Consider the following 21,858-nt stretch of genomic DNA (forward strand, 5'->3'; position numbering starts at 1 on the left):
GGGAGTGCTTCGTCTGAAGAATCAAGATGGATTTACTTTAATTGAAATGCTGATCGTTTTATTTATCGTCTCCATTTTGCTCTTGATCACAATTCCTAATGTAACTAAGCATAATCAAAGCATTCAAAACAAGGGCTGTGAAGGATTGCAAAATATGGTGAAGGCCCAAGTGACAGCATACGAAATCGATCATGAAGGAAAAACACCGGATATCGGTGACTTGCAGTCAGAGGGGTATATTAAAAAGAACACAGCGTGCCCGAATGGAAAACGAGTCTTAATAAGCGGCGGGGAAGTAACAGTTGAGAAGTAACAGGCTGACAGAAGGCGGATTCACCCTTCTTGAAAGTCTGGTCGTTTTAAGTCTGGCCTCTGTTTTACTGACTGTTTTTTTCACGGCTTTTCCTCCTGTTTATACTCATATTGCGGTGCGGCAAAAAGCAGACCAGCTGCAAAAAGACATTCAGCTGGCCCAAGAAACCGCTATCGCTGAACATAAAAGAACAAGTATTACGTTTTTGCCGAAGGAACATAAATACAAACTGTCTATTGGCGGAAGCATTGTTGAGCGGTCCTTTGAAAAAATAGAGATTGCGCTGTCCACATTACCGATGCAGCTTGAATTTAACGAAAAAGGACATCCGAATTCCGGCGGGAAAATTGATGTGAAAACAGTCGGAGTCACATATGAAATAACAGTTTACTTAGGGAGCGGAAACGTTTATGCAGAACGGAAATAAAGGGTTCTCAACAATTGAGTCTTTATCCGCGTTCGCGATTTGGCTATTTTTCATGATTTCCATCGTCCCTGTTTGGTCAGGAATTCTCGCGGATGAACAGAAAATAGAAGATCAAAAAGAAGCCCATCAGCTTCTTCAGGAGAACATCAGCACATATATGATGTCCGGTAAGCGGCTGCCGTCTTCTGTTGTAACGTGGAAGGAGGAGGGTGATTATCAAAAGGTATGTACGGTCATTCGCGGAGAAAAAAACGTTTGTCTCAATATTCTCAGCACAAAGTGGCTTTACGCTTCTTAATGTTTTGTTTTCCTTGGCGATCTGCCTTTTTCTATCAGGGACGCTAACACCGGTTTTACACCTGTTTTTGTCCCGGCAGGCGGAAGGCGGCGGAATAGACGGACAGGAAAAGACTATTGCCGTTCAGCAGATCATGAATGAATGTAAAAATGCCGAAGCCGTGAACCCTGCTGACGGCGGAAGAGCAGTAACCTGCCGGAAAGCAGGCGGAGAAGAGGTGCGCTTTCAAATATATCAAACCATGATAAGAAAAAGAGTGAACGGAAAAGGCCACGTCCCCGTTCTTCAAAACGCGGCGTCATTAAACGTGTATATGAAAAACGGCCTGCTTTTTATGGATATCACAAGTGTCAATGGGAAAAAGAACCATACCGCTTTCCCGATTTATACCTATTTAAAAGGAGATTAAATGTACAAACCAAATGGTTTTATTTATCCAGCGGTTCTTTTCGTTTCTGCCGTTATGTTACTGGTCATCAGTTATACTTCATCTGATTTCATTACCCGTAAAACATTTGAAAAAGAGACGGCCGAGTATTACGCCGGAGAGAATCTGCTTCAGAACGGCGCGCTGCTGTCCATCCGTCATGTTTTACAAGGACAAAAAGGCCAATCCGGCAAGAAACGTTTTTCATACGGCGTTGTATCTTATGAAATCCGCGGTCCAATTCATCAGGGTGAATTGGACATTTTTATAAAAGGAGAGACACGTTCAGGTACGAAAAGAGAGGCGCACATTTCATTTGATCAGAAGAAGAAAAAACTGATTCAATGGATCGAAGTATAAAAAGGATCAGACGAGCCAACACTTCATAGTAAAGACAGCAATATGAGGTGAAAATCGTGAAAACAAACGATTATGTAAAATATATGACTGAGCAATTCGTGAAATATATAGATACGCCTAAACATGAGCGAAAAGAACTAAAAGAGGTGCGAAAAGAGAAAAAAGCTCCTGCCTCTCAGCATTGGTTCGGTATATTGCCATATGGATTTAAGCTGTGGATGCAGCGGAAAAAATAAAAGCTTAAACGTGCGGAAGGTCCTCCTGAAATCGGGAGGGCCTTATTGATATTCCTCAATGACGGCAACTTTATTCACTTTCTGGCTGTAAGGATTAAATGAAATTGTTACAAACACGCCGAATTCTTTGGCCCCTTCTCTTAACGTTAGGTGATATTGTTTGACGGCTTCATCTGTTCTTTTCCGATCCCACACCTTTTGAATAAATAAGGTTTGTGCGAGAGGATATCTTTTTTTTGCTTCTTTTTCTGCCACCTTTTCCCATTTTGATTTATGGTGAACAACATAATACGGCATTCCCTCTGCCTGAGCTGCTGCTGAAACCCCAAAAACAAGAAGAGAAAGGCAAATCAAACACTGTTTGATCATGAATAAATCACCCTTTCACTGCATATCATTTCTAATTTTTCTGTGGCCATACCTTTATTTTCCCGCATTTTATTAGAAAAAATTCCAAAAAGATGAGTAATTTGGAGCAAAACGATGTTTTTAAAAGATTCCATTCTTAAAAACGAACATTTTGACCGTTTTTGACATTTTTCAAGATGATAAACGTTGATTATACTTTGTTCATGAGGTTCTTTAAAGAGAACGATTGTGATATTTATTTACAGATTTCACAGGGGGTAAGGCATGTTCCGATTGTTCCGAACGGAAAAAGGGGCTAAAACGAGATGGCGGATTCTAATCTTTTTCCAGCTTTCGTTCATTTTCAGCTTGGCCATAACGATATGTGCCCAGTTTACCGGTGACACAAGCTCCTCCTTTAACGATGTGAGAAGCTTCAGTTTACCCGTTCAAACGTGTGGGGACTTTCGCTATACAGATAACAATTGCCGCTATGACGAACGCTGGGATCAAAGTGATTTACACGTAGTAAACCAAACCGATACGACAGGCACCGTGTGTGCTCCGCTTCATCTTTATGTTGAACTGGAAAATAAAGGCAAAAAACAAGCGATATCTGAATGGAAATGGGAGCTTCACAAAATCGCTTCCGCACATAAACCTTTACAAAACGGCAATGTCATTGATAAAGGACTTGTCACCGATAAAAAAAGCGATTTGCTCTATAGGATTGAGTCGAAACGGGCCTTACAGCCGGGAATATACGCATTTAAAATTTATAAGCCTGAGGGTTATCCGGCAAGTGAAGAAAAATTTGAATGGTCAGCACCTATGAAGCTTGTCAAATGTCAGGAAAAACCGACAGCTTCTGCTGTAAAAAAAGCAGAGAAAGAGCCGGCTGAACGGACGAAAGAAAGCGGGGAAGAAAATGAAAAAAACGATGAAACTGATCAGTAATATTTTGTATGTCGTCATCTTCAGTTTTATTATTGTGCTGACTTTGACTGTCATATCGACCCGGGCATCCGGCGGAGAGCCGTCCATATTCGGCTATACGCTGAAATCAGTGCTGTCAGGTTCGATGGACCCGGAGTTCAAGACGGGCTCATTAATTGCAGTGAAGAAAATTCCTGATGTAAATGCCTTAAAAGAAGGCGATGTCATTACCTTTACACAAGATGACGGATCAGCCGTGACGCATAGGATTATCGGCATAACAAAGAAAGACGGGCGTTTGTTATTTGAGACAAAAGGGGATCATAACGCTGCCCCGGATGCCGCTCCTGTGCGATCAGAACAGGTTATGGCCCAGTATGCGGGATATCAGCTTCCGTATGCAGGATATGTCATACATTTAGCAAGCCAGCCGATCGGAACGGCTATTCTGTTAATCGTTCCGGGCATCATGCTTTTAATTTATTCGATTACCGTAATCGGCAGCGCTATCCGCGATATTGACCGAAAAACAAAAGCGCTTGAAGAGAATGCGAAAAACAGCACTATATCTACTTGACTTTAGTTGCAACCTGGCGACAGGATTTGATAACAAAAAAATTAATAAGGGGAGTATACTAAAATGGGTATGAAAAAGAAATTAAGCTTGGGCGTTGCTTCGGCAGCACTTGGATTAGCATTAATCGGAGGCGGCACATGGGCCGCATTCAATGATGTGAAGACAACGGATGCCACGTTTGCATCAGGAACTCTTGATTTATCGGCAAAAGAACAATCAGCCAATGTAAACTTATCCAACTTAAAACCGGGCGACAAATTGACGAAAGATTTCGAATTCAGAAATAATGGATCGCTTGCGATTAAAGAAGTATTAATGGCCCTGAATTTTACAGATTTCAAAGGGGCAGCTAAAGGAAACGGATCTGCGGAGGACTTCCTCAGCCAGTTTGAAATTACCGTTCTGACGGTCGGAAAAGAAGGGGGCAACGGCTATCCTAAGAATATTATTCTGAAGGCTGCCAACCTGAAAGACCTGTATTTGATGTCAACGAAACAGGATAAAACAGCCGCTGAAGCCATCAGTAAGCATATTGATTCAAAATTCCTAAGCGCGAGCGGAAAAGTGAATGTAGCGACCATTAACGGTAAGACTGCGCCTGAGTATGACGGTGTGCCGAAAACGCCTGTTGATTATGACCAAGTGCGGATGGAAATCCGGTTTAAAAATGATACCGCTAAAGACGCAGACGGGCAAAGTGTCCAGAACAAATTCCAAGGCAATGCCATTTCTCTTCAATTCTCATTTGAAGCGACACAATGGAACGGCTTGACCATTACAAAAGATCATACAGATAAAGACGGTTATATTAAAGAGAATGAAAAGGCCCACAGTGAGGATAAAAACTAATTCAAACTGGCGGGGAGATAAAAGAGGAGTTGTGCACATATGGCGGCACTACTCCTCTTTTTGCGCTTTTCTCCATTTTTGATAATCTAAAAATTCACGAAATTGTTTTTTTGATACCCCGGATGTCATCGCATCGCGAACTAATTTCTCCCATTCACTATCTAATTGACCATCGTATTCGGTTTCATGTTTTTCATCAAGTAAAGTATGAACCGAGACGTCCAGAACAGCGGAGACTTTTTCGAGAAATTGAATGGAGGGGTTCGTCTGTAAATTTCGTTCTATTGAGCTTAAATAAGACTTCGCTACCCCAGCTTTTTCAGCTAGTTCTGATAGTGAGTAGCCTTTTTCTTTTCGGTATTGTTTAATACGCTGGCCAATCAATGTCATCACCTTCCTTGTGATATTATAGCACATTCAGAAAGGATTTACGGTATGACTTCTGGCGGCCTGGATATGTTGAGAAGACTTTTTTGGCGAATGCAAGTATTTGCGTATCTCTTCTAAGCTGATATTTGCTTTTTGGGCTTCCAACATTAATTCAACCCATTCCTTATCTAATTGCGAAAATTCTGTTTTTGCATTTTTCATGCATTTTCTCCTCCTAAAATACTTGTTTATGTATTTCAGCCAATCCGGCCATGACCTATTGTGTACCCTTCTTCATGTCTGGAAGTTAATAATCGCATGTGAAATGCTAGAAATTTTTTCTATATACTTTTATTATAATATACAATTTCTAAAAAAAACGAGAAAGCTGTCGAATGGATAAGGCTTATCCAGAAAAATTACTTTGCAGGAAAAATAAACCGCCATTTTCAATCTGGATGTTAATTTTCGGCTGATATAAGGCTTTCAGCGCTTTTTTTTCCAAATAATATTCTTCAGGTTTTTCCTCTGTATGCTCATAAAATTGATCTAGCAGCGTAAGATCCTTCTGCCATCTTGTAACGGCATCGTCGGCCCAATCTGACGGTTCTTCTGCGGCAAAGTTCGTCAAATAATGTTCCATTCGCTTTATTCCGCTTTCCGGCTTAATCATAGGCGATATGGTAAAGCAATAGTCTGATATTTGTGAAGTCAGCGGAAGCGGTGTAAGCTTTCGCTGAAAGTCTTCAATGATTTGTCCAGAAACAAGGTGAAGGCCCAGTGACAATAGTTTGTCTTTTTTTATGTCGGATTGGTATGAAATCACTACGTTTATCCCAAGCCAGGGCTGAAGCGGCACTCTGGCTCCGGCTGATACAATTTTCTCATATATTCTTGTAAATCTCCCATTTTGTTTAACTGCTTGAAAGATTTGAAAGAGCCGCGGAGCCCCGAAGTAAATAAATTCGCCGTCCAGGTCGCTGGGGGCCGTTTCTTTATCAGTGATAAACGTGATCTTCATCGGATTCGGCTCGCCGCCTGTTTTTTCACGCCAGTGCCAATAAAAAGGGCGGTTCATAATTTGTTTGTCCATTTCGACTGTAAGCTGAACCGTCATAAAACCCGGCCCCTGTTCAGTAATCGGGCAGTGATTCGCTTCAAAAAAACGCAGTAAAAATTGATGAACCTCTTGCTGTCTCATGTCACGCATCCTCCTTTTCTATACTAAGAGCCTTTTTTTCTGGCCGGCTCTTCCTTGCTGTACGATAAGAAAGAAGTGAGATTGTCCATTTTGATTCTCATTTCTTCCTCGGTCAGCGAATGGCATAAAATATCATTCAAATGCTCTTCGAAATTGTTCACTTTGATTTTTGTTAAAATATCATCTAATTCACCGACCACATTTTCGAATAAATGTATTTTTTCATATAAAAGCTTTAAGATGTGCTCCTCGACGGTATGTTTTGTCGCCATGTTGTAAATATGGACATCTCTTTCCTGCCCCAGCCTGTGTATCCTCCCGATTCTTTGCTCAAGACGCATCGGATTCCACGGCAGATCATAGTTGATGATATGATTGCAAAATTGCAGGTTGATCCCTTCTCCTCCGGCTTCTGTCGCGATCAGCACCTGAACTTTGCCGCGGAAAAGATCCTTCATCCAGTCCTTTTTTCCGCGCTTAAATCCGCCCCTGAAAGGGACCGAGCTAATTCCGTTTTGCTGAAGAAACCACTGCAGATAAATCTGGGTTGCCCGGTATTCGGTAAAAATAATGACCTTATCATTAATTTTTTGAATTAAATCAACGACTTGAATCGCTTTTGAATTTTGTGTCACCTGATTGATGCGCCCCATTAAATTCGCGATTGTCTGTTCGTCAAAGGCTGCCGCTTGTTTGTCTTTTTTGTCGAGCATTTTCTTGAGTGTCATATACACCGCTTCTCTGCTCGAACAGCATTCTCTTTGCAGCGTCATAATGGAAAAAGCGCTTGTCGGCTTTTCCATGCCGTTCTTCAGTGCGTTAATGTCATCGTAAAGCGCCTGTTCCGTCGGCGAAAACGTAATGGGCACCGTTTCAACATGGCGCTGAGTCCACGTAAGCCCCGTGTCGCTCCGTGTATTACGGATCATGACCTTATTGACCAGTTCTTTTAAATGCTCGTGGTCATCAATTCCGTCTTTTTTATTAAACGTCTCTTGAAATCCGCTTTCATTGCCTAAATGGCCGGGCTTCAATAACGACACTAAATTAAAGATCTCCTCAATCCGGTTTTGAATCGGCGTTGCCGTCAGAAGCAGGCAATACTTTTTAACAAGGCTTCTTGCAAATTCATAATTCTTCGTTTTGCTGTTTTTGAGCTTATGCGCCTCGTCGATGATGACAAGATCATACGGAATAGACAGTACGATGTCCTTGTGAGGTGAACGCTTTGCCGTATCAATTGAAGAAACAACGATATCGCACTGCTCCCAAACATAGCTTTTCTTCTGCTCAACGGCCGGGATTAAAAATTTCTCCTGCAGCTCTTTCACCCACTGCGATACAAGCGATGCGGGCACAAGAATGAGGATTTTTTTGGCCAGTCCGCGAATCATGTACTCTTTTAAAATCAGGCCGGCCTCTACGGTTTTGCCCAATCCTACTTCATCTGCCAATATCGCTTTGCCGTTCATTTTTTCTACAACCTTCTGCGCTACCTCAAGCTGATGGGGAAGCGGGGTGAAATCAGGCAGGTACAAAGGAGCCCTTAAACCCTCAAATTCAGGAATGGCAAGGGTTTCCTGGACTTCAGCAGACAGCTTGTACAGCTCCCAATTTGACCAGGGGCCGTCTGTTTTCAGGCGTTCAAAAAACTCCCCCGGCCAATTCGAATCGAATATGATCTCTGTCGCCATGTGTATAAAACCGCCTTTCTTTTAAAAAACTGATTTATCATAATTTTTGTTGCCGGACGTAAGTGAGGGTGGTAGGATATAAGTAATGATTTCACCAAAGATATTGCTTTAGTATGTCCATAACAATTGGTAAATATGAGCGAATGACAGCAAGGGGAGAGACCCGGACGAAGAAATGAGCATCCGGGCGCCGAAGGAGCAAACTGCGGAGTGAATCTCTCAGGCAAAAGAACTCTTGCTCGACGCAACTCTGGAGAGTGTTTGCAAAGATAGAAGCAGACCACCAAAGGGGACGTCTTTATGATGTTTCATAAAGTAAACTTTCAGGTGCCGGGACAGAGAAACCTTCATGTAAATGAGGTGTTTCTCTGTCCTTTTTTATATGGTTTTATACAATGCGCCAATGAGCTGAAGGGGGAAGATGATGCTGAAACGAACACCGCTTTATGAAGTGTATAAAGAATACGGCGGAAAAACGATTGATTTTGGAGGCTGGGAGCTGCCGGTTCAATTTTCTTCTATTAAGGAGGAGCATGAAGCCGTCCGCACAAAAGCAGGCCTGTTTGATGTGTCTCATATGGGAGAAGTCGAAGTATCCGGAAAAGGCAGTCTGCCTTTTCTGCAGAAGATGATGACAAACGACGTTGCAGACTTAAAGCCCGGGAGCGCGCTGTATACCGCAATGTGTTATCCGGACGGCGGGACGGTTGATGACTTGCTGATCTATCAGAAAAGCGGCACCTGCTATTTACTCGTCATTAATGCGTCTAATATCGACAAAGATATCGCTTGGCTGAAAGAGCATGCCGAAGGGGATGTCACGATAACTGATCAGTCCGGCGAGCTCTCATTGCTGGCTGTTCAAGGACCGGAAGCTGAGACGGTTCTCACAAAACTGACGGAAATTGATCTGTCTTCATTAAAGCCGTTTACGTTTATTGATGGGGCAGCTGTCGCCGGGCATCAAGTCCTGCTCTCCAGAACAGGATATACCGGGGAAGACGGCTTTGAGCTTTATTGCCGCAATGAAGATGCGGTAAGCCTTTGGAAGCAGATTGTTAAAGCCGGAGAGGAAGACGGCCTCATGCCGTGCGGACTGGGCGCTCGCGATACGCTGAGATTTGAAGCGAAACTGGCGTTATACGGGCAGGAGCTCACAAAAGATATTACGCCGATAGAAGCGGGAATCGGTTTTGCCGTAAAACATAAGAAAGATTCCGATTTTTTCGGGAAGTCAGTATTGAGTGAACAGAAAGAAAAAGGAGCTCCCCGTAAGCTTGTAGGGCTCGAAATGATTGAAAAAGGAATACCGAGGCATGGTTATGCCGTGAAAAAAGACGGTATACAGATCGGTGAGGTTACAACAGGCACACAATCTCCAACATTAAAGAAAAATATCGGCCTCGCCTTATTGAAGACGGAATTCAGTGAAATCGGTACTGAAGTAGAGGTGGAGATCCGAAGAAAAACAGTAAAAGCGAAAATCGTCCGCACACCGTTTTATAAACGTCCAAAACATAGCTGAAAAAGGAGAGTCATATGAAGCATCGATATTTGCCCGCGACAGAACAGGATAAAAAAGAAATGCTGAAAGCCATCGGCGCAGAAACAATTGATGATCTATTTTCCGATATCCCGGAAAATGTGAGGTTTCCAAAGGACTATGACATTAAAAAAGCAAAATCAGAAACCGAGTTAACGAGAGAACTGACGAAGCTCGCAGCTAAAAACAAGGACGCCGTTACATATGCATCATTTCTGGGCGCAGGAGTGTACGACCACTATCAGCCGGTCATCGTTGATCATGTCATTAGCAGATCAGAGTTTTACACGGCATACACGCCCTATCAGCCAGAAATTTCCCAAGGTGAGCTTCAGGCGATTTTTGAGTTTCAGACGATGATCTGTGAATTAACGGGGATGGATATCGCAAACTCCTCCATGTATGACGGAGGAACGGCATTAGCTGAAGCGGCGATGCTTGCTTCAGGGCATACGAAAAAGAAAAAAATCGTTATTTCCTCAGCCGTTCATCCGGAATCAAGAGATGTGCTGAAAACATACGCAAAAGGCCAATATATTGAGGTTATAGAGGTGCCTGCGAAAAATGGCCTGACGGATCTTGAAGCGCTGGAGGACGCTGTTTGTGAAGAGACAGCGGCTGTTATCGTCCAATATCCGAACTTCTTTGGGCAAATTGAGCCGTTAAAAGAGATTGAGCCAATCGCGCATAAAGGAAAAAGCCAGATGATTGTCTCTTCAAACCCGCTCGCGCTCGGCATCTTAACGCCGCCGGGGGCATACGGAGCGGATATCGTCGTCGGAGATGCACAGCCTTTCGGTATACCGGCGGCGTTTGGCGGCCCGCACTGCGGCTACTTTGCGGTAACGAAAAAACTGATGAGGAAAGTGCCGGGGCGGCTTGTCGGTCAAACAGAGGATGAAAACGGACGAAGAGGTTTTGTCCTCACCCTCCAGGCGCGCGAGCAGCATATCAGGAGAGACAAAGCTACCTCCAACATTTGTTCGAACCAGGCGCTGAATGCTTTGGCGGCTTCAGTTGCGATGACGGCGCTCGGGAAAAACGGGGTAAAAGACATGGCCCGTCAGAATATCCTGAAAGCAGATTACGCTAAGCGCCAGGCGGAAAAAGCCGGGTTGCGAGTCGCGTTTAGCGGCCCGATGTTTAATGAATTTGCTGTTAAGCTGAATGAACCTGTAAAAGAAGCGAACAGCCGCTTATTAAAAGAAGGCATTATCGGCGGGTATGATTTAGGCCATGCTTATCCTGAGCTGGAGCAGCATATGCTTATAGCCGTCACGGAGCTGAGAACAAAAGAAGAAATTGATTCGCTTATTGCGGGATTGGGGGATCACCATGAATAATCAAGATCAGGCGCTTATCTTTGAATTGTCCCGCGAAGGGCGCGTCGGCTACAGTCTTCCGGAGCTTGACCTGCCGGAAACGGAATTGGACAGCCTGCTTCCCGATGACTATATCCGTACTGAAGACGCTAAATTGCCGGAGGTCTCAGAGCTTGATATCATGCGGCATTATACCGCTCTTTCCAAAAGAAACCACGGAGTCGATTCAGGGTTTTATCCGCTTGGGTCATGTACGATGAAATACAATCCGAAACTGAATGAAAAAATCGCCCGGATCCCCGGTTTTTCTGCGGTTCACCCGCTTCAGGATGAGGCTACGGTTCAAGGGGCGCTTGAGTTATTATACGATTTAAGCGGGCACTTGGAAGAGATTACGGGAATGGATGAAGTGACGCTGCAGCCGGCCGCTGGCGCTCACGGTGAATGGACGGGCCTGATGATGATCCGCGCCTATCACGAAGCACGAGGAGATTACGGGCGGACGAAGGTGATTGTGCCTGATTCCGCACACGGTACGAATCCCGCTTCCGCTACAGTCGCCGGTTTTGAAACCATTACCGTGAAATCAAATGAACACGGGCTTGTTGATATTGATGATCTGAAAAGAGCGGTAAATGAAGAAACAGCCGCGCTGATGCTGACGAATCCGAATACCCTCGGATTATTTGAGGAAAACATTACCGAGATGGCGCAAATCGTCCATCAGGCAGGCGGAAAGCTCTATTACGACGGAGCGAATCTAAATGCGGTATTAAGTAAAGCAAGACCGGGCGACATGGGATTTGACGTCGTTCACCTAAATTTGCATAAAACGTTTACGGGGCCGCATGGAGGTGGAGGCCCGGGCTCAGGTCCGGTCGGAGTGAAGAAGGAACTTATTCCGTATCTGCCAAAACCGGTATTAACGAAAAAAGAAGGGCGTTTTACATTTGACTATGACCGCCCGCACTCAATTGGACGCGTCAAACCTTATTACGGCAACTTCGGCATTAATGTAAGAGCCTATACATATATCCGCTCCATGGGACCGGACGGGTTAAAGGCTGTGACCGAAAACGCGGTCTTAAACGCCAACTATATGATGAGAAGGCTTGCGCCGTATTATGATCTGCCGTTCGACCGTCATTGCAAGCATGAATTTGTGTTATCGGGAAGACGGCAAAAAAAGCTCGGCGTGAGAACGCTGGACATTGCAAAACGGCTTTTGGATTTCGGCTATCATCCGCCGACCGTTTATTTTCCTCTGAACGTTGAAGAAAGCATCATGATTGAACCGACTGAAACGGAGTCTAAAGAGACCCTTGATGCCTTTATCGATGCGATGATTCAAATCGCCAAAGAAACGGAGGAAACGCCTGAGGTCGTGCAAGAGGCGCCGCATACGACGGTTGTGAAGAGAATGGATGAAACCAAGGCCGCAAGACACCCGGTCTTAAAATATGAACATGCTCCTGATGACAAGCGTTAAAGGACGTAAAAAAAGAGCTGCCGTTATAAACGGACAGCTCTTTTTGATTATTGATTTTTCGCTTTAATTCTTCCGCTCCATTTTTTAAACCCGCCTTTTAAATTGTAAATATCCTTGCAGCCGTTTTTACGGAGCGTCTGGGCTGCGCGTCCGCTGCGGACATTATTTTGGCAGTAAAGGTACACGGGCTTATCCGGGCGGATTTCATTTTTTCGCTGTTTAAGCTGGGACAGCGGTATGTTGCGCGCACCGAGAATATGGCCGCCTTCAAATTCATTCGGTTCCCGGACGTCAATGAGCTGCGCTTTTCGGTAGCCCGCGCGGAATTCCTCTTCCGTAAGTGTTTTCATTAACCGCTGCTGATAAAAATACGATACGATCATGTAAACGAGAAACGCCGCGACAATAATCAAAGCAATCATGTTAGACAATGTGATTCTACTCCTTTAGCTTATAAAATCAAAACCCTGTATAAAAAACAAGGCTTACCGGACTTTTTGGGACAAATACTATTATAGTAAAGCGTGAAGAGATTGTCATCCTTAATGAAACGAAATATTTTTCATTTTCCCATCAGTTTGATAAACTGATTTTATTAAAACGATAAAGAAGGGTTTAGTATATGGAAAAAGAAACATGGCGGTTTATTGACTCAGGGAATGAAAGCCCGGCATTTAACATGGCGCTTGATGAAGCGCTTTTATATTGGCACAGCGAAAAAAAAATTCCTCCGGTAATCCGTTTTTACGGCTGGAATCCGGCGACATTGTCTGTCGGGTATTTTCAAAATATTAAGAAGGAAATTAACTTTGACGCAGTACATAAGCACGGCCTTGGTTTCGTCAGACGGCCGACGGGCGGACGCGGTGTTCTTCACGATAAAGAATTGACCTACAGCGTGATCGTCTCAGAAGATCATCCGGAAATGCCGGCAACGGTAACAGAAGCTTACCGGGTCATTTCAGAAGGCATCCTGCAAGGATTCAGAAATCTGGGCCTTGATGCATACTTTGCCATTCCGAGAACGGAAAAAGAAAAAGAAAGCCTTAAAAATCCGCGCTCCTCAGTCTGCTTTGATGCTCCTTCCTGGTATGAGCTGGTCGTTGAAGGGCGGAAGGTGGCGGGGAGCGCCCAGACAAGACAAAAAGGCGTCATTCTTCAGCACGGCTCCATCCTGCTTGACATTGACGAGGACAAGCTGTTCGACCTGTTTTTATATCCGAGCGACAGAGTCCGTGAGCGTATGCAGCGAAATTTCAAAAATAAAGCGGTTGCGATTAACGCTTTAGCACAGGAACGAGTGACGATGGATGAGGCCCGCACAGCTTTTAAAGCCGGATTTGAAGAAGGGCTGAACATTCATCTTGAGCCTTATACGCTTACGGCAGAGGAATTGGAGTTTGTCAACGAACTCGCCGAAACAAAATATGCATCTGATGAATGGAATTATAAGCGCTAAAAGGCTTGACAAGCCGGAAGCATCCTTGTTTTTTCATAACCGTTAGTGTAAACTTGTAATGGTTTATAAAGTTAAGGTGCTTTTTGGGAGGGTTACGATGACAACACCAAGTATGGAAGATTATATTGAACAGATTTATATGCTGATTGAAGAAAAAGGATATGCAAGGGTTTCTGATATTGCGGAAGCATTGGCAGTCCACCCCTCCTCTGTAACGAAAATGGTTCAAAAACTAGATAAAGACGAGTATTTGATTTACGAAAAATATCGAGGGCTCGTATTGACCACTAAAGGGAAAAAAATAGGTAAACGGCTCGTATACAGACACGAATTGCTTGAGCAGTTTTTAAGAATCATTGGTGTTGACGAAGAGAAAATTTACAACGATGTCGAAGGAATCGAACATCATCTGAGCTGGAACAGCATTGATCGCATCGGCGACCTTGTTCAATATTTCGAAGATGACGAGGGCCGTAAAAAAGAACTGAAATCTGTACAGAAAAAAACAGAAAATCCTGCTGAGTAAAGGGCAGCCCGAAAAAGGGCGCCCTTTTTTTATGTCTTCATTCATGGTCTATTTCACCAAGCTGTTTCTTAAAATAGTAATACACCTTGGGAGGAAGGGAGAGGGCGCTTATGCATATTGACGGCGTATTTTCTGGCGGAGGAATAAAAGGGGTAGCCCTTGCAGGCGCCTATGAAGCGCTTGAGGAGCAGGGCTTCCGCTTTGAAAGGCTGGCCGGAACAAGCGCCGGCGCGATTATCGCTGCCTTCATCGCTGCAGGCTGCACAAGCAGGGAGATTCATACGATCATTGATGAAGTAGAAGAGAAGCAATTGTTAGACCAGAGATTTTCATTCCTTCCGCTCAAACTCTTACAGTGGGTGTCCATATATTGGCGCCTTGGCTTATATAAAGGCGACACGCTGGAAAAGTGGATTGCGGAGAAATTAAAAGCAAAGGGCATTATCGTGTTTGGGGATTTGAAGAAAGGATCGCTCCGTCTGATTGCCTCTGACTTGACAAACGGAACGATGATCGTGCTGCCGGATGACCTCCCACGCTACGGGTTAAATCCTGAAATGTTCCCGGTTGCCAGAGCCGTCAGGATGAGCTGCAGCATCCCTTATTTTTTCGAGCCGATTAAATTAAAAACCGACAAAGGCACATCCACGGTCGTAGACGGGGGCGTATTAAGCAACTTTCCGATTTGGCTGTTTTCAAAGGAACGCAAGCGGCCCGTGATCGGCATCTCGCTTTCGCCTCATGCAAAAGAACGTCCGAAAAAATCAATCCGGAATGCGTTTGAGCTGTTTGGCGCTTTGTTTGAAACGATGAAAGACGCCCATGACGCAAGGCATATTGCGACAAGATACGAACAAAACATTATTTTTATCCCGGTGGAGCATGTGATGGCGACCGAGTTTCATCTCACGGAACAAAAAAAACTAGCCCTCATTGAGCTAGGAAAAAGCAGGACAGAGCAATTTCTGAAGCAATGGACCTATTAAAAAAGCGCTCTGTTTTTCTTTTTATTTTTTTTTCCTTCAATGACGGTCAGCTGTGTCTGGCTTTTTTTCTTAAGAATCATCGGCTTAGGTTTGCTGTCGCTAGGCACGCTCCTCAAATGGCTGACCCGCCCTCTATGCCCTGCGCGGTGCTTTGCTTTTTGCTCCTTCATTCGGCGCCGCGATTGTTTCGCCGCTTTTTGAAAGGCGGTTCCGTCCTGTCCGGCGCGGCGGTTCATTACCGATCTGACGATAAAATAAATAATGACACCTGCGAGGATGACGGTAATGGCCCTGCTGATCATTTGCCCGGGGTTGGTTACCGCCGCATAAATGAAACCGAATGCGCCAAGCGCAATTAATACAGCGATAATAGGTTGTACACGATGATTCATAACTGCCCACCTCCGAAAATAATAACGGGTAACGGTTTAGATCACATTGTGAGACGGTTTTTCTCTCTGTTCTGAGATGTCTTCCAGTCTGAGAAGCTCGTTAAAGCTTTCTATCGCAACCTCGACCTGGTCATCATTAGGTTCCTTTGTCGTTAAAAGCTGCAGCCAAAGGCCGGGATAACCGAGCACCTTCAAAACGGGGATATTCCGCACTCTGTTCGTCAGCTGCAGCACCTCAAAGGAGATGCCAAGGACGACCGGTATAAGCACAATCCTGTCTAAAATACGCACCCAAAGCGGATCTGTCGGAACGAGCAAATACACAAACATGCCGACAATGATCGTAAATAAAATAAAGCTTGAACCGCATCGGTAATGAAGCCGGGACTGCTTTTGAACATTTTCCACTGTAATTGGCAAATTCTGTTCATAACAGTTTATGACTTTATGTTCAGCCCCATGATATTGAAACACTCTTTTAATTAACGGCGTCATCGACAAAAAATAAATGTAGCCGAGAAGCAGCATAAGCTTAAACAGGCTCTCTATCCCGATTTGCGCGGCATCTGAGGAAAAAAACGGCCTCGTCAGCTCCGCTAAAAAGACCGGAACGAGCGTAAAAACGAATTTGCTGAACAAAAACGATATCACGCCGATGACTGCCAGGCTGAAAAACATGGACAAGCCCGAGCCTTTCTTTTCTTCATTTTCGAGCTTATCGTCGTCATGAGGATCAAGTCCGTAACGTTCGCTTGAAAAGTTTAAATGCTTTGTGCCGTTGGCGCTTGCTTCAATAATCGCAATAATGCCGCGTAAGAACGGAATCTTTTTCAAGGCTGCCAGTTTGGCGTTCGGCACTCTCGGAAGCCTGAAAAAATCAATGCTTCCGTCAGTTCTGCGGATGGCGGTCACATAATTCCGTTTGCCTCCGAACATCACGCCTTCAACGACTGCCTGCCCGCCGTATGCGGGCGGCGTTTTTTGTTTTGACATCGTTTATCAACCTGCCTGTTTTCTTAGGATTACTAACCATTTCCTTTCACTCTATTGTACAGGAAACAGCGGTAAACCTCTAGTTAGACAGCTGGAAAATCAATACTTTTTCTATAAGCAGTTTACCCTAATTTAGAAATTTTACTCATAACATGAAAATAATGCGGGCTTCTTTATGACTTTTCATTTTTTGGGCACTCTATAAATGGAGGTGGCATGATGACCAACGAAAAAAATACAGAACAACAAGAAGAAAAGAATAAACAAGATGATCACCAGCCCGTCTCTTTTACAGGCAGAATCTGCGGGATAGGGTTTGCCGGAGGCGTATTTTGGAGTTTGATCGGCTATCTAGGTTATATATTTCACTTTTCGGAGATCAGCCCGAATATGATTCTTCAGCCGTTTATGATCGGAGAATGGAAAAAACAATGGCTCGGCACAATCATCAGCATTGTGGTTATCGGTTTGATTTCGATTGCCGGAGCGTTTATTTATTTTATCTTTTTAAAACGTTTTAAAAACATGTGGCCCGGTATGGTGTACGGCGTTATTTTATGGTTCGCTGTTTTTTTCTTGTTCAATCCGATTTTTCAGGATGTACGGTCTGTGACTGAATTGAAATCAGATACAATCGTGACGACGCTGTGCCTTTATATTCTGTATGGAGTGTTTGTCGGTTATTCGATCTCATTTGCCTATAATGAGCTGACGTCGGACAAGCTTGCCAGAGCGCTCGGCAAGACAAGTGAATAAGTGTATAATCCCTGTGCGGTATGGTAAAATGTTCACGAGAAGTGAACATTTTTTATGCTGAAAACCGGGCGGGCATGCTCTCCCGCGGTGTCAGGCGATAGTCAAGAATGGCAAGGAGGAGAAAGAGAATGAAACTTGAGAAATTGCGAAATCTTTTCGGCCAGCTGGGGATAGACGGAATACTTGTGACAAGCGCCGCCAATTTGCAGTATATGACGGGGTTTACGGGTTCGTCCGGCCTTGCGGTGATATCAGGAGAACGAGCGGCATTCATCACAGATTTCCGGTACACTGAGCAGGCGAAGGCTCAAGTGAAAGGCTTTGAGATTATCGAACACAGCGGAAGCTTAATCCAAACGGCTGCCGACACGATCCTTGAATTCGGCATTAAAAAGCTCGGCTTTGAACAAAACAGCATGACGTACGGCACATATGCATCATACCATGCGGTGTTAAATGAAGCAGAGATGGTTCCCGTCGCGGATTCGGTTGAAAAGTTGCGCTTGATTAAGTCAAGTGAAGAGATTAAGATATTAGAGGAAGCTGCGAAGATTGCGGATGATGCATTTGAACATATCCTGACGTTTATCAAACCCGGCATCTCTGAAATTTCAGTTGCCAATGAGCTTGAATTTTATATGAGGCATCAAGGAGCCGACGGTTCTTCCTTTGATATGATTGTCGCATCAGGCATAAGGTCAAGCCTTCCGCACGGAGTGGCAAGCGGCAAATTAATTGAAAACGGAGACTTTGTAACGCTCGACTTCGGCGCTTACTATAAAGGTTATTGTTCTGATATTACACGCACCGTCGCGGTGGGAGAGCCGAGTGATAAACTGAAAGAGATTTATCAAGTCGTTTTCGATGCTCAAGCGCTCGGCGTTCAGCATATTAAACCTGGCATGACAGGAAAGGAAGCGGATGCCTTGACGAGAGATCACATCTCTGCAAAAGGCTACGGCCAGTACTTCGGCCATTCGACAGGCCACGGGTTGGGCATGGAAGTCCATGAATCGCCCGGATTATCTTTCAGATCATCGGCCGTTCTTGAACCTGGCATGGCGGTTACGATTGAGCCGGGCATATACATACCGGAATTAGGGGGCGTCAGAATCGAAGATGATATCATCATCACAGAGGACGGCAACCGGACCATTACGCATTCCCCTAAAGAATTAATTATTTTGTGATTGGGAATATAGGAGGACGTAAAACATGATTTCAGTTAACGATTTTCGTACAGGACTAACGATTGAAGTGGACGGCGGCATTTGGCGCGTCGTTGATTTCCAGCACGTAAAGCCGGGAAAAGGCGCGGCATTTGTCCGTTCTAAACTCCGCAACCTGCGCACAGGCGCCATCCAGGAGAAAACATTCCGTGCGGGTGAAAAAGTGGCTAAGGCCCAAATCGAAACGAAAACAATGCAGTATCTTTATGCTAACGGGGATCAGCACGTATTCATGGATACAAGTTCATACGAACAGCTTGAACTGAACGCGAGCCAAATTGAATACGAATTGAAATACCTGCTTGAAAACATGTCCGTGCATATCATGATGTATCAGTCTGAAACGCTCGGTATTGAACTGCCGAACACAGTTGAATTGAAAGTTGTTGAAACAGAGCCGGGAATTAAAGGCGACACGGCTTCAGGCGGCACGAAACCTGCCAAAACTGAAACAGGTCTTGTCGTAAACGTGCCGTTCTTTGTGAACGAAGGCGATACGCTTGTTGTCAATACATCTGACGGCTCTTACGTGTCAAGAGCGTAGTAAAGAGATGATAGAGTCTGCTCCTTTTTCAGGAGCAGGCTTTTTTTGCGTTCAAACAGATTCTTTCTTTTATATGAAAAAAACTGAGACTACTTCCCGAAGCTAGAGCATATAGTGTAACAAAACGCTTGAAGTTGGGGGATTGCAATGAAATTTTTGTTTGGTTCAATCAATTCTACCGTTTTAACGATGGCCGGTTTACGAGTTTTGTCCTCAGTCATTGAATTATCAGCTGCTATTATCATGCTTGTCACAAACGATATTAGAAAAGCGATTGTGGTCAACAGTATTTTGGCGATCATCGGCCCGTTGATCTTCATCATTACGATGACGATCGGCATTTACCAGATTGCAGGGCAGCTCTCTTATGCGAAGCTGATACTGATTTTTACAGGTGTAGTTCTGATTTTGGCGGGCGTCCATAAATAGCGGAGAGATATGTCATAAAGTCTGTCCCGGGTCATACATTTTAAAGAAGCCAATCGGTAAAAAGGAGGAGACTCTATTGAATGAAATTACAGAGGTTCTCCCTGAATTAATGAGGCATGCCATCTCCGCCGTGCCGGAAGAAAAGCGGCGGGACACAGAAGAAATCAGAATTCGTGTCGACAGGCCGGTTGAACTGATCCAAAAAGGACAACCTCTGTTTTTGTCTTATATCTGCACGGCCAATGACGCGCATCTTATCCTCAGCCGGCTCAGCAATTACAGCATGTACACGCTGGAAGAAGAGCTGAAAAAAGGATATATCACGATCAGAGGGGGACACCGGGTGGGGCTGGCCGGAAGAGTGATTGTAGAAAACGGAGCCGTCAAAGGACTCCGGGATATTACCTCTTTTAATATACGGATCGCCCGCGAAAAGCTTGGAATCGCAGATCCGCTCATTCCTTTCTTGTGGAAGGAAAACTGGCTGAACACACTGATCATCGGCCCGCCGCAAACGGGAAAAACAACCTTGCTCCGTGATTTGGCGAGGGTTTCCAGCAGCGGAACAAAAAGCATTCCGGCTAAAAAGACCGGCATCGTGGATGAACGGTCTGAAATTGCCGGCTGCCTGCGGGGAGTTCCTCAGCATCACTTCGGCAAAAGGATAGACGTGCTGGACGCCTGCCCGAAGGCAGAAGGGCTGATGATGATGATTCGCTCGATGAGCCCCGACGTCATGATCGTGGATGAAATCGGGAGAATGGAAGACTCAGAGGCGCTGATGGAGGCGCTGCATGCAGGGGTATCCGTTATCGTTTCCGCACACGGATGGAATATGAAAGATTTAGTGAAGAGGCCGTCATTGAAGCTGCTGTGGGAGGAGAGAGTATTCGACCGCTATGTTGAACTGTCAAGGCGCCGCGGGCCCGGTACGGTCAGCCGGATGTACGGAAGCGGCGGAGAGCCGGTCCCGCGGGCGGAAGGCGTGCTCACATGCTGAAGTTATTAGGCGCTATTTTCATATTGACGGCGACGACGTGGACAGGTTTTGAAATCGCGAAAATCTACGTAGAAAGGCCAAGGCAGATCCGCCAGCTGCGTGCGGCGCTGCAATCACTTGAGGTGGAAATTATGTATGGGCACACACCGCTGCACATAGCGTCAGGGCAAATTGCCAAACAGCTTTCCCGGCCTGTATCGTTATTGTTTCAAATCTTTAGCGAGAGGCTTGAGAAGGGAAGCGATTCGGCCAAAACGGCTTGGGAGCAAAGCTTAAAAAAAACCTGGCACTCGATGGCGATGAAAAAAAGCGAATATGACGTGCTCAAACAATTTGGAGAGACGCTTGGGCTTCATGACCGGGTTTCTCAGCAGAAACATATTAAGCTTGCGCTTACACATTTGGAAGCGGCGGAAGCGGATGCCGGGCGGGCGCAGGCGAAAAATGAAAAAATGGTGAAAAGTTTAGGGTTTTTGGCCGGACTGTTACTCATTCTTCTATTGATGTAAACATGAGGGGAGCAAACATAAAATGGGAGTCGACGTAAATGTCATTTTTCAAATCGCCGGAGTCGGTATCGTGGTCGCATTTCTCCATACCATATTGGACCAAATGGGAAAAAAAGAATATGCCCAATGGGTGACGCTGCTTGGCTTTATCTATATTTTATTTATGGTGGCGACGATTGTCGATGACCTTTTTAAAAAGATCAAAGCTGTGTTTCTATTTCAAGGATAGGGGGGCTTACAGATTGAAATTGTTCAAATTGTAGGTTTAGGGCTGATCGCTACATTTCTCTCCCTGATCGTAAAAGAACAGAAACCGACATTCGCGTTTATGATTGTCGTCTTCAGCGGCTGTGTGATCTTTCTTTATCTCGTCGACCAGATCTATGACATTATCAGAATGATTGAAAAAATAGCTGTCAACGCAAAGGTCAATATGGTTTATGTGGAAACTATTTTAAAGATTATCGGCATTGCCTATATCGCTGAATTCGGGGCGCAGCTTACGAAGGATGCGGGCCAGGGAGCGATTGCTTCAAAAATAGAGCTCGCGGGAAAAATCTTAATTCTCGTGATGGCTGTGCCGATTTTAACCGTTATTATTGAAACGATTCTCGGACTTATTCCTTCTTCATCATAAAAGAAAGGA

31 protein-coding genes and 1 riboswitch are annotated in these 21,858 nt (G+C 44.7%); of the genes, 23 read left to right on the forward strand and 8 right to left on the reverse strand.

What is annotated here, in order from left to right:
• The first annotated feature begins 4 nt into the window (after nt 1-4).
• The 6 genes from comGC to J7E26_RS10755 are packed head-to-tail and all read left to right on the forward strand — an operon-like array spanning nt 5 to nt 2,061.
• A complete protein-coding gene (gene comGC, locus J7E26_RS10730) occupies nt 5-313 on the forward strand; it encodes a competence type IV pilus major pilin ComGC (protein WP_082791723.1) in 309 nt (102 codons plus the stop codon).
• Nucleotides 303-740: a competence type IV pilus minor pilin ComGD gene (gene comGD / locus J7E26_RS10735; RefSeq protein ID WP_214798487.1), complete on the forward strand. Its 438-nt coding sequence runs from the start codon at nt 303-305 to the stop codon at nt 738-740. Before comGC ends, comGD begins: the two co-directional genes overlap by 11 nt.
• Nucleotides 724-1,038 carry a competence type IV pilus minor pilin ComGE gene (gene comGE, locus J7E26_RS10740; RefSeq protein ID WP_214798490.1) on the forward strand — a complete coding sequence of 105 codons (315 nt, stop codon included), beginning with the start codon at nt 724-726 and terminating at the stop codon, nt 1,036-1,038. The genes comGD and comGE overlap by 17 nt, the downstream gene beginning before the upstream one ends.
• A gap of 13 nt (nt 1,039-1,051) precedes the next feature.
• A complete protein-coding gene (locus J7E26_RS10745; RefSeq protein ID WP_214798493.1) occupies nt 1,052-1,447 on the forward strand; it encodes a ComGF family competence protein in 396 nt (131 codons plus the stop codon).
• Nucleotides 1,448-1,825: a competence type IV pilus minor pilin ComGG gene (gene comGG, locus J7E26_RS10750; RefSeq protein WP_214798496.1), complete on the forward strand. Its 378-nt coding sequence runs from the start codon at nt 1,448-1,450 to the stop codon at nt 1,823-1,825.
• Nucleotides 1,826-1,881: 56 nt separating this feature from the next.
• Nucleotides 1,882-2,061, forward strand: a complete 180-nt coding sequence (locus tag J7E26_RS10755) for a YqzE family protein (RefSeq protein ID WP_214798498.1) — start codon at nt 1,882-1,884, stop codon at nt 2,059-2,061.
• Between the two features lie 42 nt (nt 2,062-2,103).
• Here the strand turns inward: J7E26_RS10755 and J7E26_RS10760 are convergent, their stop codons facing one another.
• Complete coding sequence (locus J7E26_RS10760; protein ID WP_214798501.1) at nt 2,104-2,430, reverse strand: DUF3889 domain-containing protein; 327 nt, start codon at nt 2,428-2,430, stop codon at nt 2,104-2,106.
• A 264-nt stretch (nt 2,431-2,694) separates the two neighbouring features.
• On the opposite strand from J7E26_RS10760, the gene tapA reads away from it, so the two are divergent.
• The 3 genes from tapA (at nt 2,695) to tasA (ending at nt 4,771) form a co-directional block, all read left to right on the forward strand.
• Nucleotides 2,695-3,366 (forward strand): amyloid fiber anchoring/assembly protein TapA, encoded by a 672-nt coding sequence (tapA, locus tag J7E26_RS10765; protein ID WP_214798504.1) that lies wholly within the window; start codon nt 2,695-2,697, stop codon nt 3,364-3,366.
• Nucleotides 3,338-3,922, forward strand: a complete 585-nt coding sequence (gene sipW / locus J7E26_RS10770; protein ID WP_214798507.1) for a signal peptidase I SipW — start codon at nt 3,338-3,340, stop codon at nt 3,920-3,922. The genes tapA and sipW overlap by 29 nt, the downstream gene beginning before the upstream one ends.
• A gap of 63 nt (nt 3,923-3,985) precedes the next feature.
• The gene (tasA, locus tag J7E26_RS10775; protein ID WP_214798510.1) at nt 3,986-4,771 is read left to right on the forward strand and encodes a biofilm matrix protein TasA; all 786 of its coding nucleotides are present in this window, start codon (nt 3,986-3,988) and stop codon (nt 4,769-4,771) included.
• Between the two features lie 48 nt (nt 4,772-4,819).
• Here the strand turns inward: tasA and sinR are convergent, their stop codons facing one another.
• From sinR to J7E26_RS10795, 4 genes are all read right to left on the reverse strand, one after another.
• Entirely contained in the window at nt 4,820-5,155 is a 336-nt protein-coding gene (gene sinR / locus J7E26_RS10780; protein WP_003153104.1) for a transcriptional regulator SinR, read from the reverse strand.
• Between the two features lie 33 nt (nt 5,156-5,188).
• Nucleotides 5,189-5,362 (reverse strand): anti-repressor SinI, encoded by a 174-nt coding sequence (gene sinI / locus J7E26_RS10785; RefSeq protein ID WP_214798512.1) that lies wholly within the window; start codon nt 5,360-5,362, stop codon nt 5,189-5,191.
• Nucleotides 5,363-5,546: 184 nt separating this feature from the next.
• Nucleotides 5,547-6,341 (reverse strand): YqhG family protein, encoded by a 795-nt coding sequence (locus J7E26_RS10790; protein ID WP_214798514.1) that lies wholly within the window; start codon nt 6,339-6,341, stop codon nt 5,547-5,549.
• A gap of 23 nt (nt 6,342-6,364) precedes the next feature.
• Nucleotides 6,365-8,035, reverse strand: coding sequence for a DEAD/DEAH box helicase (locus tag J7E26_RS10795; protein WP_214798516.1), 1,671 nt, complete (start codon nt 8,033-8,035; stop codon nt 6,365-6,367).
• 143 nt (nt 8,036-8,178) lie between these two features.
• Nucleotides 8,179-8,280: riboswitch (glycine riboswitch) on the forward strand.
• 179 nt (nt 8,281-8,459) lie between these two features.
• Between J7E26_RS10795 and gcvT the strand changes: the two genes are divergently transcribed.
• Genes gcvT through gcvPB form a run of 3 tightly spaced genes read left to right on the forward strand, consistent with a single transcriptional unit; the run spans nt 8,460 to nt 12,389 of the window.
• Nucleotides 8,460-9,560, forward strand: coding sequence for a glycine cleavage system aminomethyltransferase GcvT (gene gcvT, locus J7E26_RS10800; protein ID WP_214798519.1), 1,101 nt, complete (start codon nt 8,460-8,462; stop codon nt 9,558-9,560).
• Nucleotides 9,561-9,574: 14 nt separating this feature from the next.
• Complete coding sequence (gene gcvPA / locus J7E26_RS10805) at nt 9,575-10,921, forward strand: aminomethyl-transferring glycine dehydrogenase subunit GcvPA (protein WP_214798522.1); 1,347 nt, start codon at nt 9,575-9,577, stop codon at nt 10,919-10,921.
• Complete coding sequence (gene gcvPB / locus J7E26_RS10810) at nt 10,914-12,389, forward strand: aminomethyl-transferring glycine dehydrogenase subunit GcvPB (protein ID WP_214798525.1); 1,476 nt, start codon at nt 10,914-10,916, stop codon at nt 12,387-12,389. Before gcvPA ends, gcvPB begins: the two co-directional genes overlap by 8 nt.
• A gap of 47 nt (nt 12,390-12,436) precedes the next feature.
• On the opposite strand, the gene J7E26_RS10815 is transcribed toward gcvPB, so the two are convergent.
• Entirely contained in the window at nt 12,437-12,820 is a 384-nt protein-coding gene (locus tag J7E26_RS10815) for a rhodanese-like domain-containing protein (RefSeq protein WP_214798527.1), read from the reverse strand.
• A gap of 191 nt (nt 12,821-13,011) precedes the next feature.
• On the opposite strand from J7E26_RS10815, the gene J7E26_RS10820 reads away from it, so the two are divergent.
• The 3 genes from J7E26_RS10820 (at nt 13,012) to J7E26_RS10830 (ending at nt 15,360) form a co-directional block, all read left to right on the forward strand.
• A complete protein-coding gene (locus tag J7E26_RS10820; RefSeq protein ID WP_214798530.1) occupies nt 13,012-13,848 on the forward strand; it encodes a lipoate--protein ligase family protein in 837 nt (278 codons plus the stop codon).
• Between the two features lie 97 nt (nt 13,849-13,945).
• Nucleotides 13,946-14,374, forward strand: coding sequence for a transcriptional regulator MntR (mntR, locus tag J7E26_RS10825; protein WP_214798533.1), 429 nt, complete (start codon nt 13,946-13,948; stop codon nt 14,372-14,374).
• A gap of 110 nt (nt 14,375-14,484) precedes the next feature.
• Nucleotides 14,485-15,360: a patatin-like phospholipase family protein gene (locus tag J7E26_RS10830; protein ID WP_214798537.1), complete on the forward strand. Its 876-nt coding sequence runs from the start codon at nt 14,485-14,487 to the stop codon at nt 15,358-15,360.
• On the opposite strand, the gene J7E26_RS10835 is transcribed toward J7E26_RS10830, so the two are convergent.
• A complete protein-coding gene (locus tag J7E26_RS10835) occupies nt 15,357-15,752 on the reverse strand; it encodes an SA1362 family protein (protein WP_214798540.1) in 396 nt (131 codons plus the stop codon). The two genes, J7E26_RS10830 and J7E26_RS10835, sit on opposite strands and share 4 nt — an antisense overlap.
• 36 nt (nt 15,753-15,788) lie before the next feature.
• Entirely contained in the window at nt 15,789-16,745 is a 957-nt protein-coding gene (locus tag J7E26_RS10840) for a DUF1385 domain-containing protein (RefSeq protein WP_214798543.1), read from the reverse strand.
• 219 nt (nt 16,746-16,964) lie between these two features.
• On the opposite strand from J7E26_RS10840, the gene J7E26_RS10845 reads away from it, so the two are divergent.
• From J7E26_RS10845 to spoIIIAD, 8 genes are all read left to right on the forward strand, one after another.
• The gene (locus tag J7E26_RS10845) at nt 16,965-17,501 is read left to right on the forward strand and encodes a YqhR family membrane protein (protein ID WP_214798546.1); all 537 of its coding nucleotides are present in this window, start codon (nt 16,965-16,967) and stop codon (nt 17,499-17,501) included.
• A 128-nt stretch (nt 17,502-17,629) separates the two neighbouring features.
• Nucleotides 17,630-18,691, forward strand: coding sequence for a M24 family metallopeptidase (locus J7E26_RS10850; protein WP_214798547.1), 1,062 nt, complete (start codon nt 17,630-17,632; stop codon nt 18,689-18,691).
• 25 nt (nt 18,692-18,716) lie between these two features.
• Nucleotides 18,717-19,274: an elongation factor P gene (gene efp / locus J7E26_RS10855; RefSeq protein WP_214798550.1), complete on the forward strand. Its 558-nt coding sequence runs from the start codon at nt 18,717-18,719 to the stop codon at nt 19,272-19,274.
• A 147-nt stretch (nt 19,275-19,421) separates the two neighbouring features.
• Entirely contained in the window at nt 19,422-19,703 is a 282-nt protein-coding gene (locus J7E26_RS10860; protein ID WP_061521982.1) for a YqhV family protein, read from the forward strand.
• Nucleotides 19,704-19,779: 76 nt separating this feature from the next.
• The gene (gene spoIIIAA, locus J7E26_RS10865; protein WP_214798553.1) at nt 19,780-20,703 is read left to right on the forward strand and encodes a stage III sporulation protein AA; all 924 of its coding nucleotides are present in this window, start codon (nt 19,780-19,782) and stop codon (nt 20,701-20,703) included.
• Nucleotides 20,697-21,212 (forward strand): stage III sporulation protein SpoIIIAB, encoded by a 516-nt coding sequence (gene spoIIIAB, locus J7E26_RS10870; protein WP_214798555.1) that lies wholly within the window; start codon nt 20,697-20,699, stop codon nt 21,210-21,212. The genes spoIIIAA and spoIIIAB overlap by 7 nt, the downstream gene beginning before the upstream one ends.
• Nucleotides 21,213-21,234: 22 nt before the next feature.
• The gene (gene spoIIIAC, locus J7E26_RS10875) at nt 21,235-21,441 is read left to right on the forward strand and encodes a stage III sporulation protein AC (RefSeq protein WP_003153142.1); all 207 of its coding nucleotides are present in this window, start codon (nt 21,235-21,237) and stop codon (nt 21,439-21,441) included.
• Nucleotides 21,442-21,453: 12 nt separating this feature from the next.
• On the forward strand, nt 21,454-21,849 hold the full coding sequence (spoIIIAD, locus tag J7E26_RS10880) for a stage III sporulation protein AD (RefSeq protein WP_214798954.1): 396 nt from the start codon (nt 21,454-21,456) through the stop codon (nt 21,847-21,849).
• The last annotated feature ends 9 nt before the right edge of the window (nt 21,850-21,858 follow it).

The organism is Bacillus sp. ISL-51, assembly GCF_018613535.1.
Classification (GTDB): domain Bacteria; phylum Bacillota; class Bacilli; order Bacillales; family Bacillaceae; genus Bacillus.